The sequence below is a fragment of the Ramlibacter pinisoli genome, assembly GCF_009758015.1.
Taxonomy (GTDB): Bacteria; Pseudomonadota; Gammaproteobacteria; order Burkholderiales; family Burkholderiaceae_C; genus Ramlibacter; species Ramlibacter pinisoli.
Genome location: NZ_WSEL01000009.1, coordinates 1,446,029 through 1,462,543, shown reverse-complemented (window position 1 = coordinate 1,462,543; position 16,515 = coordinate 1,446,029). Strand labels below are relative to the sequence as shown.

Genomic DNA, 16,515 nt, shown 5'->3' with positions numbered 1-16,515 from the left:
CTCAGCCGGCGACCTGCCGGAACGGATCCAGCGCGAGGTCGATCAGGCGCCGCTCGCGCACGATGACTTCGGCCGTGGCCGTCATTCCGTAGCGCAGCGGGTACTTCTTGTCGGCGACGAGGTAGTGGTCGCGCTCCAGCGTCACGCGGGCCTCGTAGGCCAGCTGCTTGGTCTGCTGCGACGGCCGGGTGGCGGGGGAGATGTATTCCAGCGTGCCGTTGATGAGGCCGTAGCGCTGGTACGGGAAGGCACTGAACTTGAGCTTGACCGGAAGGCCCTCGCGCAGGAAGGCGCGGTCCTGCTCGGCGATCTCGACCTGGAGGACGGCGCGTGCATTGCTCGGGGCGATCCCGCCCAGCGGCATGTTGGCCTGGACCTTGTCTCCGGGCTGCGTGGTCGCCACCTCGGTGATGACGCCGGACACCGGCGCGACGACGAGCAGGAAGTTCTCCTTGTCGATGTTCTCGAAGCGGATGCGGGTCGCGGCGTCGGCGACCAGGCGCGCGGTCTGCAGCTTCAGCCGCATCTTTTCCTCGGCGTTGGTCAGCTCGTTCGTGGCGCCCTCGTACTCCACCCGCAGCCTGTTGAGCTCCTGGCCGCTGGCCTCCACCCGGGCCCGGGCCAGCGCGAATTCCTGGGCCTGCCGGGCGCCCACTTCCCCGACCCGCGCCTGGGCCACGCGCAGGGAGTTCTCCGCCGCGAGCAAGGCGTTCTTCTTGCTCTCGACCTGCAGCTGCGACACGCCGCCTCCGCCCGTCGTGGCGAACACGCGCTCGAACTTGTCCGCTTCGGCCTTGGCCGCGTCGCGCGCCCGGCGGGCGTCCTCCACGTTGGTCCGCGATTCGTTCTGCTGCGCCCGGTGCACCTCTTCCAGCTTGGTCGTCCCCAGGGCGATGCGCTGTTCGTGCTGCTGCTTTTCGAGCTCCAGCGCCTGCCGCAGCGTCGCCGCCTTGCGCTCGAGCAGCGCCTTCTTCTCGGGAAACTGCTGCAGCTCGCGCTCCGCCTCCTCGAGCTTGAGCTGGGCCTGCAGCGCGTTGCTCGCGGCCTCGATCGCGCCCCGGGCATTGAGCCGGGCCAGGACGTCGCCCTTGGACACCGGCTGGCCGGCGGCGATGTAGAGGTTGGCCAGCTCGCCGTCGACCGGCGCGTAGATGCGCCGGACCTCCGAGTCGGGCTGCAGCACGCCCTGCGCGGCGACGATCACGTTGGCCTTGCCGAAGAACGACCAGGCCAGCGCACACAGCACCAGGGCGATCATGGCCAGGACCACGGCGCCGAGCGCGCGCGCAGGCTCCGCGGTGAGGATCGCGATGCCCTCGCTGCTGTGGTCGGCGAGCGCCTGGTTCAGGGGCTTGAGATGGTTGGGGTGCGTCATCGCTCAGGGTCTCCCAGCAGTGCCAGCTTGCTCTTGAGGAGGTCCGGCTCGAGCACGTTGCGCAGCTCGCGCAAGGCCGTGCGCTGCTGATCCATCTCGGCCTTGATCTCGGCGTGGAGCGTGGCCAGGCCCTCCGGCGGGGCGGCCCCCAGCTGCGCATGCATCTGCAGGGCCTGTTGCGAGTAGCTGTTGGCGTCGGCGAGCAGGCGGGCCCGGGCGCGGAACGGGCCCGAGACGGCGATCTCGCTGCGCTGCGAGGCTTCGATGCCGCCCTGGCCGCGGTAGTCCTGCCACGCCAGCCGCGCCCGGCTCACGGTGTCCTGGGCCCGCGCAAGCACCTTGTCCTTGTTCTGGTCGAGGTCCGCCTGCGTGGCGCGCGCGAAGTGAGCGTCTTCCTCGGGGTCCAGCGCGAGGCGGAACGCCAGCAACTGGTCCGCATAGCCGCTGGCGCCGCGCGCTGCCTGCAGCGCCGCGAACCGGGTGAGGACGGCCTGGCGGCGCTCCACCTCCCTCTGGACCGCTGCGGCCCAGGGCCCGGCGGCCATCTGCCGCAGACCCTCGAGCGACGAGTCGGCCTGGCCCTCTTTCCACGCCCGGGTGGCGGCTTCGTACTGGCGGACCGCCTCGGCCGGCGGCAGCTGCCCGCTCGCGGCCAGCGCATCGAAGCGCTCCTGGAACGGTGGCGTCGCGAAGCGGCCCTTGAGCACCAGCGCGAACAACCGGCCGGGCCGTCCGGCGCGCGCTTCCGACCGGATCTCGAGATACCGGTTCAGGTCCTGGCGCACGCTGTCCAGCCCGCCGAGGCCGGGATACTTCGCCGCGACCTCCTTCAGGACGGGGTCCAGCGCCTCCGGCCGGTCGCGCTTGAGCTCGGCGACGATGGTGGTCTTCAGGCGCTCGATCACCCCCAGGTGCACGCTGGCCTCGCTCTGCAGCTTGCGCACGTGGGTCAGGGCCTCGGCGTAGGGGGCGCCGAACTGCGGCACGTACGACGCGATGCGGGCCAGGGCGCGCTGGTGCTCGCGCGTGTCGTTGTTCCAGCGGTCGATGAGGGCGGCGATGGCGTCCTCGTCGGCGTAGATGCGGATCGGCTGGTCCGGCCCGCCGCGCTGGTTGACCAGCCGTTCGAGCTGGCCCAGCCACTCCAGTTCCGCCACGAGCGGCCGCAGCTCGGCATTGCGCACGCCGAGCCGGGACATGGCGGCGGTCACGGCGCCGGCGCCGTCGAAGTCGCGCGCCGCCACCTTGGCGAGCCAGGCCGGCACGTTCGCCTTGAGGGCGGCCTCGATGGACAGCGCCTTGAGCTGCGCATCGTCCGGGCGCTGCTCCAGCGACCGGTCCGCCACCAGCGCGGCCTGTGCGTAGTCGCCACTGGCGACCAGGTCCTTGAGCTGGCGATCGGGCGCGTCCCACCAGTACAGCGCGGTGCCCGCCGCGGCCAGGACCGCCACCAGCGCCACGGCCCGCCAGGGGCCGCGCCTGGTCCCGCCTTCGTCGTGGCCCTGGAAGACCGAGGCGAGCTCGGACCACAGCGCCGCCGCGCGCCGGCGCGGGCGGCGGCCGGGTGCCTGCTCGGCGACGGCGGGCACCGTCGGGCGGCTGCCTTCGGCGCTCTCGTCGAGGGCGTTCTCGACGCAAAAGATGTCGAGGAAGGAGGTCGGCGCCGCCACGAACGTGGTCTTGCCGCCGGCTGCGGAGGAGCGGTTGTCGGCGGGTTGCGCCTGGCCCGCCCGGGTCGGCTCGGCCGGCTCGGCCAGCTCGCGCGGCTGGGGCAGGTCGAGCCCGGCGGCCTGCGTGACGCCCACCCGGTAGGTGAAGTGGTCCCCCCCGAAGGCGAGCAGGGCGCCGTCCTGCAGGGGCACCGCGCACTCCTGCAGGCGCAGCCCGTCCACGAAGGTGCCGTTGGTGCTTCCCAGGTCCTCGATGCAGGCGCGTCCGCCCTTGAGGAAGATGTGCGCGTGCCGCCGCGACAGGTAGCTCAACTGCGCGGCATGCTCGCCGCGCTGCTGGGAGAACGCGCCCTCGGTCTTGCTGACGAGAAAGGGAAAGCGCGTGATGACCAGTGTTTCCAGGCCTTTCCCCTCGGCGGCGGGCGCGAGCGTCAGGGTGAACGCATCCGGCCGCGCCTTGGTGCGCGGGCCGATCTGCACCCGGTACGACAGCACGCCGCCGAAGCAGATCTCGTCGCCGTCGCGCAGCCGATGCGGTGATGGGCCGACCGCGGCGCGGTTGACGGTCGTGCCGTTGCTGCTGCCCAGGTCGGCCACGTAGACCTCGCCGGCCTCGCAGAAGAGCCTGGCGTGCCGGCGCGACAGGGAGACGACCGTGTCGTCCCGGAAGGTCGCGAAAGGCTGCTCGGCGCGCCCCACGGCGAGCACGCCGTCCACGCGGATGTCGCCCAGCTCGGGTCGGGACAGCGGCTTGAGCACAATGTCCTGCGCACTGCCCGTCGGCGCCTCCGGGGCAGCCGGAGGCGCCTCGCGCTGCAGTGCACTGTCAGCGGCGGGCATTCGCGACCTCCACGGGCGCCCAGCCGCCACCCAGCGCCTTGTAGAGGGTGACCGTGTCGGAGAGGACCTGCTGGTGGCTCGCGAGCAGCGCCAGCTCGGCCGCAAGCAGCGAGCGTTCGTTCTCGAACACCTCGAGCTGCGAGATGAGCCCGGCCGCCAGCTGCGTCGTGCTGCTGGCCCCGACCTGCCGAAGCTCCTTGACCTGCAGCTGGAGCTGTTCGCGCTGCTGGCGGTGGGCGTCGAGGTTCACCAGCGCGTTCTCTGCGTCCTCGAACGCGGCGATCACGGTGCGGCGGTATTCCTGCTCGGCGACCTTCACCTGCGCCTCGCTGGTCTTGGCGCGCGCCTTGATGCCGGGATTGAGCGCGGGGATGTTGATGCTCGGCGCGAGCCCGAACGTGAAGGACTTGAGCAGGTCGCTCAGCGCGAAGCTGGCCGAGCCGCCGCGCCCGGTCAGGCCGATGGATGGCAACTGTTCGAGCTTCGCCTGCCCCATCAGGTCATGGGCGGCAAGCACGCGGAACTCGGCCGCGACGATGTCGGGCCGCCGCGCCAGCAACTGCGACGGCAGTCCGGTGGGCACGGTGGGGAGCTGCACCCGGTCCTGGAGGCGGCCCACGGGCACCTTGAGCTGTCCGGCCGGCACCCCGACCAGGGTGGCCAGCGCGTTCTCGGAGACGTCGCGCAGGCGGCGCAGCTCCAGCAGGTCCTTGGTGAGCCGGGCCGTTTCCGCTCGTTGGCGCTGGACCTGGGTGGTGGGCACCAGGCCGTTGCTGCGCATCGTCTCGAAGATGGCCAGGATCTGCTGGCTCCGGGTCAGCGCGCGCTGCTGGTCCTCGAGCTGCTCGTCGAACAGGCGGATCTGGAAGTACGTGGTCGAGACGCTGGAGGCCAGCGTCAGGTAGCCGGCGCGCCAGTCCGCCTCGGTCGCGTTGAACTCGGCGGTCTGGGCCTGGACGCCCTTGGCGTACTTGCCCCAGACATCGATGTCCCAGTTCACCTGGGCGCCCACGCTGTACTGCTTGCTCGTGCGCTGCCCGGTCGACTTCTCGATGTTGGCGCCGGCGCCGATGTCCACCGTCGGCTTGCCGCCCGCGCCGGCCTCGGCGATCTGCAGGTTGGCCACGTCGATGCGGGCCGCCAGGATCTTCAGGTCGAAGCTGCCCGCGATCGCCCTGGCCACGAGCGAGTCCAGGTAGGGATCGCGGAACTCCGTCCACCACTGGGTCGAAATCGTGTCGGCAGCGGACACGGGGGTGGTGCCGGAAGGGCGGGACCAGGACGGCTTGTCGGGTGCCTCCGGGCGCTGGTATTCGGTGATGCGGACGTCCGCGCAACCGCACAGAAGTGCCGCACAGAAGCCGGAGAGAAGAATGGTCTGCCTCATTGCGCCCCCTGCTCAAGAATCGAACCTTGCCGGCGGGATCTCCTGGCGCGGGATTCGCGCTCTCGCATCGCTGCCAGGAGCTTGTCGGCACCCTGAGTTGCGACCGGCACTCAAACGGTTCATGCCGGTTTCAGCTCGCCGCGGTGCGCCCTGGTGAGGGCGAAGGTCGCGAGTCGACGCTCGGGGGCGCTGCAAACTTATGCAGGACGCGATTGGCTGTCAACGGGCGTCCGGGCAACAACCGAAACTGGCGCAGCGAAGCCCGCTGTCCTATCGTGCACGGGCGTGCGCAGCCCGGTAGCGCGGCGGGGCCGGCCGCGCGGTCGAGCAGCTCGCCGGAAACAGTGAACCGCCTGGCCGGAAGCGGCAACCCATCGCCTGTTGCCGACAGGACCGTGCTGCCTGATGGGCTTGCTGCAGGAGTGAAGATGAATCTGTCGACCTTGACGACGCGATTTCGGGCGGGCAATGCCCAGGACAGGGACATGCAGCCCGGCGGTGCATCCGACGGCGCCGATCCGCGGCTGGCGACAGCCCGGCCGGCCGCAGAGCGCTCCCTGGTCGGCAGCCGTGTCGGCCCCTATCTCATCACGAAGCGGCTCGGGGAGGGCGGCGTCGGCGCGGTGTACAAGGGCGTCGACGAGGTGCTCAAGCGCGAGGTCGCGATCAAGGTGCTGCATCCCGAGTTCGCGTGCGACCCGCTCTTCGTCGCACGTTTCAGCCGCGAGGCGCGGCTGCACGCACAGCTCAGCCACCCCAATGTCGCCACCGTCCATGCCTTCCTGCACGAAGGCGACAAGCAGTTCATGGTGATGGAATTCGTGGCCGGGATCTCGCTCGACGAGTTCGTTCGCTCCGGCGGCCCGGTGCCCGTCGCGCGGGCGCTGGGCATCTTCCGGCGGGCGCTCGACGGCATCGAGCATGCCCACCGCAACGGCATCGTGCACCGGGACATCAAGCCGGCGAACATCATGGTGGCCGACAGCGGCGCGGTGAAGGTCATGGACTTCGGCATCGCCCGCGCGATCGACTGCCACGAGCACCTCACGCGCGTCGGGCAGGTTGCGGGCACGGCCAAGGCGATGTCGCCCGAGCAGATCCGTGGCGCAGACGCCGACGTCCGTTCCGACATCTATTCGCTCGGCATCGTGCTGTACACGATGCTGGCCGGCCGGGCGCCGTTCGACGCCGACACCGACCTCGCGCTGATGAAGGCCCAGCTGGAGCAGGCGCCGCCGCCGCTGCGCGCGCTCGCCCCCGACGTGCCGACCGAGGTGGAGGCCGCGGTGATGCGGGCGCTCCAGAAGGATCCGTCCGCCCGATTCCAGACCGTGGCCGAGTTTTCGCGTGCGCTCGCCGGCGTCGATTCTGGCGCGGCGGTGGCGACGCAACGGCCGGCCCGCGCGGCGCCCGCCGCGACGACCCTGTCGAGAACGGCCGTGAATCCCGCGCTGGGCCATCGGCAAGGAGAGCCGGAAGGCGCGGCGGCACGCGGGGCAGAGGAGGACCTGGCGGCTGCGGCAACCCTGGTGCGACCGGTGCCTGCGGCCACGGCGCGGCGCAAGTTGCCGAAGCTCGGTCGCCGCGCCGCCGGCATCGCCCTGGCACTGGCCGCACTGGCGGCCGGCGCGCTCGTCCTGACGACGCGCACGGAGCAACACGCGGCGCCTGCCGCCGGGGCGGCGCAGGCCGTCGCGCCTCAGCCGGCAGCCCCGGTCGAGGGTGGCAGGGCGGCCGAGCCGGGACCCGCCGCGCCGGAAACCGTCGCGCCTGCGCCCCTGCAGGCGGCACAGCCGCCGGCGCAGGTCGCCACCGCCGTGCCGCGCGCCCTGACCATCGCTCCCCTGGGATCCGATGGCCGCTACCAGCCGGGCGAGCGCGTGCGGCTGCGGGTGGTCACCAGCCACGATGCGCACGTCTACTGCTACCTGCAGGACGAGGCCCAGCGCATCGTGCGTTTCCATCCCAACCGCTTCCGCACGAGCGCCCTGGTGACGGCGGCCGAGCCGCTGGAGATCCCCGGCCCGATGAGGTTCGAGATCCTGGCCAACACACGCAAGGTGACGGAGACGATTGCCTGCTTCGCGGGCGCCCGTGATCCCGTCGACCAGCTGCCGCCCCAGGTGGTCGGCACCGACTTCGAGAAGCTGCCCGTCGGCTCGCTCGGCGAGGTGCGAAGCGCCTTTGCGCGCATGGGCGCCGACGAGCTGGCCGAAGCCAGCTTCGTGGTTCAGTTCAAGTAGTCCGCTCGGCGCCGGCCTGACGCGGCCGAACCGGGAGCGCGGGGCGCACGTGCAGGCGTGCGCCCCGCGCTCGCTTGCACCGCATGGCGATCGACATCGACGCCCTGCCACGGGTTGCCAGCTGCGCGCGGCTCGCTTGCGCCGCGACAGGCGGGAGACGGGGCCGGGCAACCGGAGCGAATTCAGCTCGATTTCCCGTGAACCCAAACAGCGCCCGCCGCAACTCATAGACGCCTTCCCTCGTGAAGTGCACCACCACCCTCCCTCAACTCTTTTTCAAGCGAGAAACGACATGACCACCCTCCACATCAGCGATCTGTCCAGCAGCAAGGAACTCGACGGCAAGGCCATGGCGGCCGTGCGCGGCGGCGCCGACGACCAGGCCATCGGCACGAGCCAGTTGAACCTGCAATCCATGCTGGCTGCGGCAAACGTCGGCAACGGCATGGTCGTCGGGGCCAACTCCCCCGTGATCATCCAGTCGGACAACACCTTCGGCCAGGACGCCGACAACTCGAACAAGGCCTCCAACAAGGAACTGTTCCTGGCGGCCCTGCTCGGCAAGGACCGCTGCTGAGAAGTCCCTTCCATCCCACCACCCTGACTCCACCCATTTCCTTCAAGCGAGGCATCCCATGAACACCCCCCTGACCATCAAGGACCTGTCGACCAGCACCGATCTCGACCGCGAGGCGATGAGCGCCGTGCACGGCGGCCAGGACAACCAGGCCGTCGGCACGAGCCAGTCGAACGCCCAAGCCATGTTCTCCGCGGCGAACATCGGCAACGGCTCCGCCTTTTGCGGTGGACCGGTCAACATCCAGTCCGACAACACGTTCGACCAGGACGCCTCGAACACGAACACCGCGTCGAACGTCGATGCGCTGCTCGTCGGCCTGGGCCTGGGCGGCGTGCCGGGTCCCGCCGGCCCCCGCAGGCCCCGTCGCTGACAACGCTGCGGGCAGGGTGGGGTCGCTGCCGACCCCACCCGGTCCCAGGCGCAGCTTCCTGGAGAAATCACCATGAGCACCACGACCATCACGGACCTGCCGCTGGGCCGCGCCCTGGGGTTCAAGGCGATGTCGTTCATCCGGGGCGCAGTCTGCGCGCCGTGGGTCTTCGGGGCCTATTGCGCCTTCCTGTCCTATAGCCCCCGGATCGGGGCGACCATCCACTTCTTTGCCAGCTGAACGTCATGACGGCGATTGGGACGGGCTCGAAAGCCTGCTCCCCGGCGCGCCGGGTCGGTCCACCTGCCCGTCATAGGAGGTAGACCCGCAATCCATCCCCCAATCGCGGTTCGGATGCGGCCTGGTTCCGGAGATGGATGCCGGGTCAGGTCCGGCATGACGGAGTCGCGACCGCGAGGGCTTTCAGAACCCGTACAGCAGGGCTGGGTTGTCCACCAGGATGCGGCGCTGCGCGGCATCGCCGGGCATGCGGGCCAGTGCCCACGCCAGCAGGTCCTGGCTCGAAGGCGTCGGGTGGATGTTGGGGTGCGGCCAGTTGCTCGCCCACAGGCAGCGTTCGGTATGGGCTGCCGCGAGCGTTTCCACCAGGGGTGCGATGTCGTCGTAGCCCGGCGGGCCCGCCCGCGAACATTCGTACGGCGCGGACAGCTTGACCCAGGCATGGCCTGCGTCGATCAGGCGCCGCAGGCTCGCGAAACCCTCGCTGTGCGTGCTCACCGGACCGAGGAACTTGCCGATGTGGTCGATCACCAAACGGCAGGGCAGGTGGCGCAGCAGGGCTTCGTGTCGTGGCAGCTCGTGACCATCGAGCTGCAGGTTGATGTGCCAGCCGAAGGGCGCGATGCGCGCTGCCGTCGGGGCCAGCGCTTCCCAGGGCAGCACGCCGCCGGCGAGCATCATGAAGCGCACGCCGCGGACGCCGACGTCGTGCAGGGCCTGCAACTCGGCATCCGCCGTGTCGTGCGGGACGACGCACACGCCGCGCGCGCCCGGGCCCAGCGTCTTCATGGCCTGCAGCGTGCAGTCGTTGTCGAAGGCGTAGCCGGTGGGCTGGACCACGACGACGCGCGACAGCCCCAGCGCCTCGCGCACCCGCGCGTATTCGGGCGCGGGCGCATGGGGCGGCGTGAAGGTCGCGGTAGGTGCGAGCGGCCGTGTTTCCTCGAAGACGTGGATGTGGCAGTCGCAGGCGCCGTCGATGCCGAGGGGCGTGTTCACTTCACCGCCTCGTGCCAGTGTTGCCAGCGGGTGGCGCGATCGGCATTGACGGCGCCGGGCGGCAGTTGGCCGTTCTTCAATGCGCTGAACTGCATCACCGTCTCCAGCGCCTGGTGCTCGATCGCGGGCAATGTGAGCCCGCCGATGTGCGGTGTCGCCAGCACGCGCGGATGCCGCGCCACGGCCGGCGAAGGCATCTGGTCCGGCGCGCGTCCCACATCGACGGCGCAACCCGCGAGCTGACCCCGGTCCAGCGCGTGCAGCAGCGCCGCGTCGTCGACCAGTTCGCCGCGCGAGGCATTGATGAAGAAGGCCTGCGGCTTCATCGCCGCGAAGGCCTCGGCGTTCATCAGCCGATCGGTGTCGGTGTTGGCCGGAGCCAGGCACACGACGAAGTCCGACCCGGAGAGCAGCGTGCCGAGATCAACCTGCTGCAAGCCTGGCTGCGCGGGCACGGGCTGAGGATCGTTGACCAGGACGTCCATGCCCAGCGCCAGCGCGACGCGCACCAGGTCGCTGCCGATCTGGCCGTGGCCGATCACGCCCAGCGTCGCGCCCCGCAGCTGCCGCCCCATCACGGGCGTGGGGGCGCTGCCCTGCCGGTAGTCGCGGGTGTAGCCGGCGATGCCGCGCGCCAGGTCCACCATCATCGCGACGATCCATTCCGTGACGGCGGCGACGTAGCCCGCCGAGGCCTGCGTGACCAGCACACCGAATTCGCTGGCTGCCGCGATGTCCACGGTGCGGATGTCCACTGCGCAGCGCAGGAAGGCGGCCAGCTTCGGCAGTCCCGCGAAGAGCGCGCGCGGCGCCGGCGTCTGGCGGTAGGCGATGATCGCGTCGCAATCCCGCGCGGCGTCGACCAGCTCCTGCGTGCCCAGCTCGCGGGCGTTGGCGTTGTAGCGGACCTCGGCGATGGCATGAAGCGCCCGCACGGCCCGGGGGCCGAAATACTGCTCCAGCCGGTCGGCAGGGTGGCTGACGAACACCACGTTCATGAAGCGGTGCCCTCTTCGGGGACCCTGGCCGCTCGCTGCCGGTCCGGGGGCGCCGCGACCGACTCGCGTTGTACCAACGGCTCGGGCGCGAAGACCTGGTCGCTCTCGGCGGACTCGGGCGGCGCGTCGGCGCGCATGGCGCGCTCGACCATGGCGCGGGCCATGGTCTTCACCGGCAAGGGAACGGTGGTGAGTCCCGGGTTGCTCAGCCCCGACAGGTACAGGCCGTCGATGCCGACCACGGAAACATCGCGCGGCACCTCCAGGCCCGTTTCGCGCAGGCCGGCCATCAGGCCCATGGCCATGAGGTCGTTGAGGGCGACGATGCCGGTGGGTCGCTGGCCCAGCGCGGCGATCTGGTGGGCCGTGGCACGGCCCACCTCGGCGATCACGGCATCGCCGTATTCGTCGAGCGGGCCGCCGTCCAGCACCTTGCCCTTCAGGCCGGCTTCTTCGGCCGCCGCATGAAAGCCGTCGATCTTGGCGCTGCGACTCATGGTCATGCCGGCCACCGTGGCGAAGGCCAGGCGCTCGTGGCCGTGGGAGATGAGGTGGCGCGTGGCGATGCGCGCGGCCTCGAAGTTGTCGGGCATGACGTGGCCGACGCGGGACAGCTTGCCGGGGGTGGCGCCGCGGTCGTAGCTGACGACGGTCATGCCGCGTTCCACCGCCGACTCGAAGTGGCGCTCGTCGGCCAGCGAGGAGATCACGATGACGCGCCGCACGCCCTGCGCCGACAGGTCCTCGAAGAAGGCGCTTTCCTTGTCGCGGTCGCGGTAGGTACTGCCGATCAGCAGGCGATAGCCGAAGTGCTCCTGGGCGTAGCTCTCGATCTCGCGCGCGATGTAGCCGTACATGGGGTTGGTCATCGAGGGCACCAGCAGGCCGAGCAGCGGTGTCTGCCCGGTCTTGAGCTGCTGCGCCAGCTTGCTGGGGCGGAACTGCAGCTCGGCAATGGCCGCTTCCACGCGGGCCAGCGTCTCGGCCCGCATGCGGTCGGTGCGACCGTTCAGCACGTTGGACACCGTGCTCACGGATACCTTGGCATGGAGAGCGACGTCCTGGATGGTGGGCATAGATCGGAATTCTTCGAAGCAACTACAGGCCGAGCCGGTTCGGCAGCCACAGGGAGAAGGAGGGAACCAGCGCCAGCAGCACCAGCGTCAGTGCCAGCACCAGCAGGTATTTCAACATGGGCCGGGCCACGTCCTTGACCTGCGTGCCGGTCAGCGCGCAGGTCGCGAACAGGCCCAGGCCGACGGGCGGGGCGAACAGGCCCAGGCCCATTGCAATGACCATCACGGTGCCGAAGTGCAGCGGATGGACGCCCAGCTGCGCCGCGATCGGCGTGAGCAGCGGACCGAAGATGATGAGCGCCGGCGCGCCCTCCAGCACCGCGCCGAACACCACCATCAGCAGCACCGCCAGCAGCAGGAACATCGTGCTGCCCCAGTGCTGCGCGAAGGCCACCATGGTGGCCGACATCGCCTGCGGCACCTGTTCGATGGTGAGCGCGAACGACAGGCTGGACGCCGCCGCCACGATGAAGAGGATGCTGCCGGCCATCGACGCCGATTTCACGAACAGCTGCGCGATGGACTTCAGGCTCAGCTCGCGGAACGCGAGCCCGCCCGCGACCAGCGCGTACACGACGGCGAAGGCCGAGACTTCCGTCGAGGTGGCGATGCCCGACACCACGCCCTTGCCGATCATGGCGACCATCAGGATCGCGACCAGCGCACCGCCCAGCAGGCGCAGCAGCGGGCGGCGCTGCGGGAAGGCCTCATCGGGATCGATCTTGCGGCCGACGATCACCGCCAGCGTCGCCAGCGCGACGGCCATCACGACCGCCGGCAGCAGGCCCGCCATGAACAGCCCCGCGATGGAGATGTTGGCGACGAAGCCCATGATGATCATGTTGATGCAGGGCGGGATGGTCTCGGCCATGACGGCGGTGCTGGCCAGCAGGCCCGCGGCCTCGTTCGGATCCTGCCGGGTGCGGCGCACGGCCGGCATCACGATGCCGCCCACGGCGGCGACGTCGGCCAGCTTCGATCCCGAGACGCCGGAGAAGAAGGCCGTTGCCGTGATCGTGATGAGCCCCAGCCCGCCGCGTACGCGGCCAAACACGCGCAGCAGCAGCTCGATCAGGCGCGAGGACATGCCGTTCGATTCCATCAACAGGCCGGCCAGCACGAAGAAGGGGATGGCCAGCAACACGAAGTGGTCGCTGCCCGCCATCACCTGCTGCGAGTACACCAGGATCGGCAGGGACGGGTCCGAGAGGAAGTACAGCAGCGAGGAGAACGCGAGGACGAAGCCGATCGGCACACCGGCCACCAGGCCGGTGAAAAAGCCTGCAGCCAGCAGCAGCCCGCGCGGAATCGCATGCGAAGGCGCCAGCGCGTTCCAGGCGTAGACCGCACCGAGCAGCAGTGCGCTGGCCACCAGCGTGAGCCACACGAGGCGTGCCGGCGCGTTCACCGCGTTCGCCACCGCGAACAGGGTCATGAACAGGCTGCCCGCCACCACCGGGTACACGTAGAGCCATTGCGGCAGGCCCAGGGGCGTGGTCTGGCTGTACGAGTCGGCCAGCAGCAGCACGGAGGAGACGAGCAGGCTGGCCGAGACGAAGGCGATCATCCAGTGTCCGACCTGCACCATCGCAGGATGCCAGGACGCAGGCAGCATCTGCCGGAAGAAGTCGACGCCGACGTGCTGGCTGCGCGCCAGCACCGTGGCCGCACCGAAGAAGACCAGCACGATCATGAGGGCGCGCGCCGCTTCCTCGGCCCAGTCCACCGGGTCGTGCAGGAAGTAGCGGTAGACGACCGACAGGAACACCACCAGCACGTCGGCCGCCAGCACCGCCGCGGCCAGCCATTCCATGGCCTGCGTGAGACGGGCCAGCCAGCGGCCGGGCTGCGTGTCGTGCCGGAAGCCCCAGGCGGGCAGGGTGGTGTCGACGGACATGCGGGTGGGTGGACTACTGTCCCCGGATGCGCTTGAGTTCGCCGGACACGAGGTTCATGGCCTCGTCGCCGATCGACTTGGCGTGCGTCTGGTAGACCACCTGCGCCTTGTCGCGGATGCGCTGCATCTCGGCCGGGCTGATCTCGTTGACCTGCATGCCCTTGGACTTGAGGTTGGCCAGGCTGGCGGCGGCCGATTCGCGGTTGATCCGGCGCTCGTCGTCCCGGCCCTTGGCGGCGCATTCCATCATCGCTGCCCGCTCGGGCGGCGACAGCCCATCCCAGGTCTTCTTCGACATCAGCACCGCGAGCGGGCTGTAGGCGTGCTTGGTCAGCGTGAGGTACTTCTGCACTTCGTAGAACTTGCTGTTCTCGATGTTGGCGAAAGGGTTCTCCTGGCCGTCCACCGTCCTGGTCTCCAGCGCCGAGTACACCTCCGAGAACGCCATCGGCACGGCGTTGCTGCCCAGGGTCCTGAACGTGTCGATGAAGATGTTGTTCTGCATCACGCGCATCTTCACGCCCTGGAAATCCTCGGCCCGCTGGATCGGGTGCTTGGAGTTGGTCGCGTGGCGGAAGCCGTTCTCCCACCAGGCAAGGTTCACCAGGCCCACGCCCATCAGCTTCTCGGAAAAGTAGGCGCCGGCCTTGCCATCCAGCACCGCGTCGGCCTCCTTCTCGTTGGAGAAGAGGAACGGCAGGTCGAACACGCCGATGGAGGGCAGCACGCCCACCAGCGGCGCGGTGGACGTGATGTACATGTCCAGCGTGCCCGAGCGCGCGCTTTGCGTCGCGGCCACGTCGTTGCCGAGCGCGCCGTCGTAGGTGGGGTTGACCTTCAGCTTGCCGCCGCTCTTCTCGGCGGCGCAGGCGATCATGGTGCGGGCCCCCTGGCCCATGGGGTGCTCCTTGGGCACCGGCACCGACAGGCGCAGGCTGCGATCCTGGAACTGGGCCTGGGCAGGCAGGGCGAGCGCGGCCAGGGCGGCCAGCGCGACGACGGCGAGGCGGGTCTTCATTGCATGTCTCCGGTTGAGAGTCACATCAGCCACCTGAGCGGCACCATCACGAGCGAGGGGAACAGCACGAGCAGGAGCAGCACGATCAGTTCGGCCCAGAGGAAAGGCCACAGGTGCCGGACCAGATCGGTCATGGGGATGCGGGCCACGCCGCAGATGACGTTGAGCACGATGCCCACCGGCGGCGTGATCAGGCCGATGGCGTTGTTCATGATGAAGAGCACGCCGAAGTAGACGGGGTCGATGCCCGCCTCCTTGATCACCGGCATCAGCACTGGCGTGAGGATCATCACCGTGGGCGCGAAATCCAGCGCGGTGCCGACGATGACCACCAGCACCATGATCACGAACATCAGCAGCGTCCTGTCGCCCATGAAGGGGCGCAGCATGGCGGCGATCTGCTCCGGCACGTCCGATGCGGTGATCAGCCAGGCCGACACCAGCGCCGCCGCGATCAGGAACACGACGACGGCCGTTCTCTTGGCGGCCGCCACCAGCAGCGGGTAGAGCTGGCGCAGCGGCAGCTCGCGATAGGCCAGCGTCCCGATCAGGAAGGCATAGACGCAGGCGGCGACCCCGGCCTCGGTCGGCGTGAAGATGCCGAACTTGAGCACCGCGACGATGCCCACCGGCATCAGCAGCGCCCAGACGCCGTCCCAGCCGGCCCGCAGCCGCGCGCCCCAGCTCTGGCGCGGCAGCACGGCGACCTGGTCGCGCCGGGCGACCCATTGCCAGGCGATCGCCAGCGACACGCCCATCAGGATGCCGGGAAAGAAGCCGGCCAGGAACAGCTTGCCGATGGACACGTTGGCGATGACGCCGAACATGATGAAGCCGATCGATGGCGGGATCACCGGCGCGATCACGCCGCCGGCCGCAATCAGCCCAGCCGAGCGGGGCACGTTGTAACCGGCCTCGCGCATCAGCGGGATGAGCAGCGTGCCGATGGCCGCCGTGTCCGCGGCGGCGCTGCCCGAGATGGCGGCCATCATCACCGACGCGAACACCGCGACGAAGCCCAGGCCCCCGCGGATGTGGCCCACCCAGGCCAGCGCGAAGTTGACGATGCGCCGGGAGATCCCGCCGGCGTTCATCAGCTCGCCGGCCAGCATGAAGAAGGGAATGGCCAGCAGCGGAAAGCTGTCGGCCCCCTCGAACAGCTTCTGCGACAGGATGGTGGCGTCCCACTGGCCCTGCGCCAGCATCAGCGCGGCGGCGCAGACCAGGAGAGCGAAGGCGATGGGCATGCCCAGCGCCATGGCGCCCAGCAGCGAGAAGGTGAAGGCGGCGACCGTCATGCGCTCGCCCCCACCGCAGGCTCATCGGTCTCACGCACCTGCACCAGTTCGGCTTCTGCCATCTGGCCGCGCGCGAGGCGCCACAGGCTGGCCAGCGTCAGGCCGCCGATGGCGACGCTGCAGACATAACCCAGGCCGAACACCCAGATCAGCGACAGGCCGGTGACCGGCGCCCGCATGCTGGCATTCACCTCGTGCTGGCGCCAGGTGCCCCAGAACAGGATGGCGCAGCAGGCGAGGACCAGCAGCTGGCTCGCCGCCAGGCACAGCACCTTGCCGGCGCGCGGCAGGCGCTGCACCACGTTGTCCATGCCCAGGTGCGTGCCTTCGCGCACCGCGACGATGGCGCCCACGAAGGTCATCCAGACGAAGAAGACGCGCGACATCTCCTCGGAGAACAGGATCCCGGAGTTGAAGGCGTAGCGCAGGACCACGTTGCCGAACACCATCAGCACCATGCCGAGCATGAGGAAGGCCAGCACGCCCTCCACGGCGCGGGCCAGCCAGCGGTCCAGGACGGCCAT

At 69.9% G+C, this 16,515-nt stretch carries 14 protein-coding genes; 4 read left to right on the top strand and 10 right to left on the bottom strand.

All coding sequences use genetic code 11. From position 1 onward, the window contains the following. Nucleotide 1: 1 nt before the first annotated feature. Genes GON04_RS21360 through GON04_RS21350 form a run of 3 tightly spaced genes read right to left on the bottom strand, consistent with a single transcriptional unit; the run spans nt 2 to nt 5,272 of the window. Nucleotides 2–1,375, bottom strand: a complete 1,374-nt coding sequence (locus GON04_RS21360; protein WP_157400006.1) for a beta-barrel domain-containing protein — start codon at nt 1,373–1,375, stop codon at nt 2–4. After that, entirely contained in the window at nt 1,372–3,885 is a 2,514-nt protein-coding gene (locus tag GON04_RS21355; RefSeq protein ID WP_157400005.1) for an FHA domain-containing protein, read from the bottom strand. The genes GON04_RS21360 and GON04_RS21355 overlap by 4 nt, the downstream gene beginning before the upstream one ends. Continuing rightward, nucleotides 3,872–5,272, bottom strand: coding sequence for an efflux transporter outer membrane subunit (locus GON04_RS21350; protein ID WP_157400004.1), 1,401 nt, complete (start codon nt 5,270–5,272; stop codon nt 3,872–3,874). The genes GON04_RS21355 and GON04_RS21350 overlap by 14 nt, the downstream gene beginning before the upstream one ends. A gap of 344 nt (nt 5,273–5,616) precedes the next feature. On the opposite strand from GON04_RS21350, the gene GON04_RS21345 reads away from it, so the two are divergent. The 4 genes from GON04_RS21345 to GON04_RS21330 all read left to right on the top strand — a co-directional run bounded on the left by GON04_RS21345 (nt 5,617) and on the right by GON04_RS21330 (nt 8,705). Further along, on the top strand, nt 5,617–7,515 hold the full coding sequence (locus GON04_RS21345; protein ID WP_157400003.1) for a protein kinase domain-containing protein: 1,899 nt from the start codon (nt 5,617–5,619) through the stop codon (nt 7,513–7,515). A gap of 292 nt (nt 7,516–7,807) precedes the next feature. Next, the gene (locus GON04_RS21340; protein WP_157400002.1) at nt 7,808–8,092 is read left to right on the top strand and encodes a hypothetical protein; all 285 of its coding nucleotides are present in this window, start codon (nt 7,808–7,810) and stop codon (nt 8,090–8,092) included. A 58-nt stretch (nt 8,093–8,150) separates the two neighbouring features. Further along, nucleotides 8,151–8,465 (top strand): hypothetical protein, encoded by a 315-nt coding sequence (locus GON04_RS21335; RefSeq protein WP_157400001.1) that lies wholly within the window; start codon nt 8,151–8,153, stop codon nt 8,463–8,465. A gap of 72 nt (nt 8,466–8,537) precedes the next feature. Then, nucleotides 8,538–8,705, top strand: coding sequence for a hypothetical protein (locus tag GON04_RS21330; protein WP_157400000.1), 168 nt, complete (start codon nt 8,538–8,540; stop codon nt 8,703–8,705). A gap of 183 nt (nt 8,706–8,888) precedes the next feature. Here GON04_RS21330 and GON04_RS21325 read toward each other — a convergent pair whose 3' ends face one another. From GON04_RS21325 to GON04_RS21295, 7 genes are read right to left on the bottom strand one after another with little or no spacing between them, the layout of a single operon-like run. Next, on the bottom strand, nt 8,889–9,704 hold the full coding sequence (locus GON04_RS21325) for an amidohydrolase family protein (protein WP_181653698.1): 816 nt from the start codon (nt 9,702–9,704) through the stop codon (nt 8,889–8,891). Next, entirely contained in the window at nt 9,701–10,702 is a 1,002-nt protein-coding gene (locus tag GON04_RS21320) for an NAD(P)-dependent oxidoreductase (RefSeq protein WP_157399999.1), read from the bottom strand. The genes GON04_RS21325 and GON04_RS21320 overlap by 4 nt, the downstream gene beginning before the upstream one ends. Then, nucleotides 10,699–11,778 carry a LacI family DNA-binding transcriptional regulator gene (locus GON04_RS21315; protein ID WP_157399998.1) on the bottom strand — a complete coding sequence of 360 codons (1,080 nt, stop codon included), beginning with the start codon at nt 11,776–11,778 and terminating at the stop codon, nt 10,699–10,701. The genes GON04_RS21320 and GON04_RS21315 overlap by 4 nt, the downstream gene beginning before the upstream one ends. 22 nt (nt 11,779–11,800) lie before the next feature. Continuing rightward, nucleotides 11,801–13,675 carry a TRAP transporter large permease gene (locus GON04_RS21310; RefSeq protein ID WP_157399997.1) on the bottom strand — a complete coding sequence of 625 codons (1,875 nt, stop codon included), beginning with the start codon at nt 13,673–13,675 and terminating at the stop codon, nt 11,801–11,803. 13 nt (nt 13,676–13,688) lie between these two features. Continuing rightward, complete coding sequence (locus GON04_RS21305) at nt 13,689–14,693, bottom strand: TRAP transporter substrate-binding protein (RefSeq protein WP_157399996.1); 1,005 nt, start codon at nt 14,691–14,693, stop codon at nt 13,689–13,691. 20 nt (nt 14,694–14,713) lie between these two features. Next, complete coding sequence (locus GON04_RS21300) at nt 14,714–15,991, bottom strand: TRAP transporter large permease (protein ID WP_157399995.1); 1,278 nt, start codon at nt 15,989–15,991, stop codon at nt 14,714–14,716. After that, nucleotides 15,988–16,515 carry a TRAP transporter small permease gene (locus GON04_RS21295; RefSeq protein WP_198349369.1) on the bottom strand — a complete coding sequence of 176 codons (528 nt, stop codon included), beginning with the start codon at nt 16,513–16,515 and terminating at the stop codon, nt 15,988–15,990. Before GON04_RS21295 ends, GON04_RS21300 begins: the two co-directional genes overlap by 4 nt.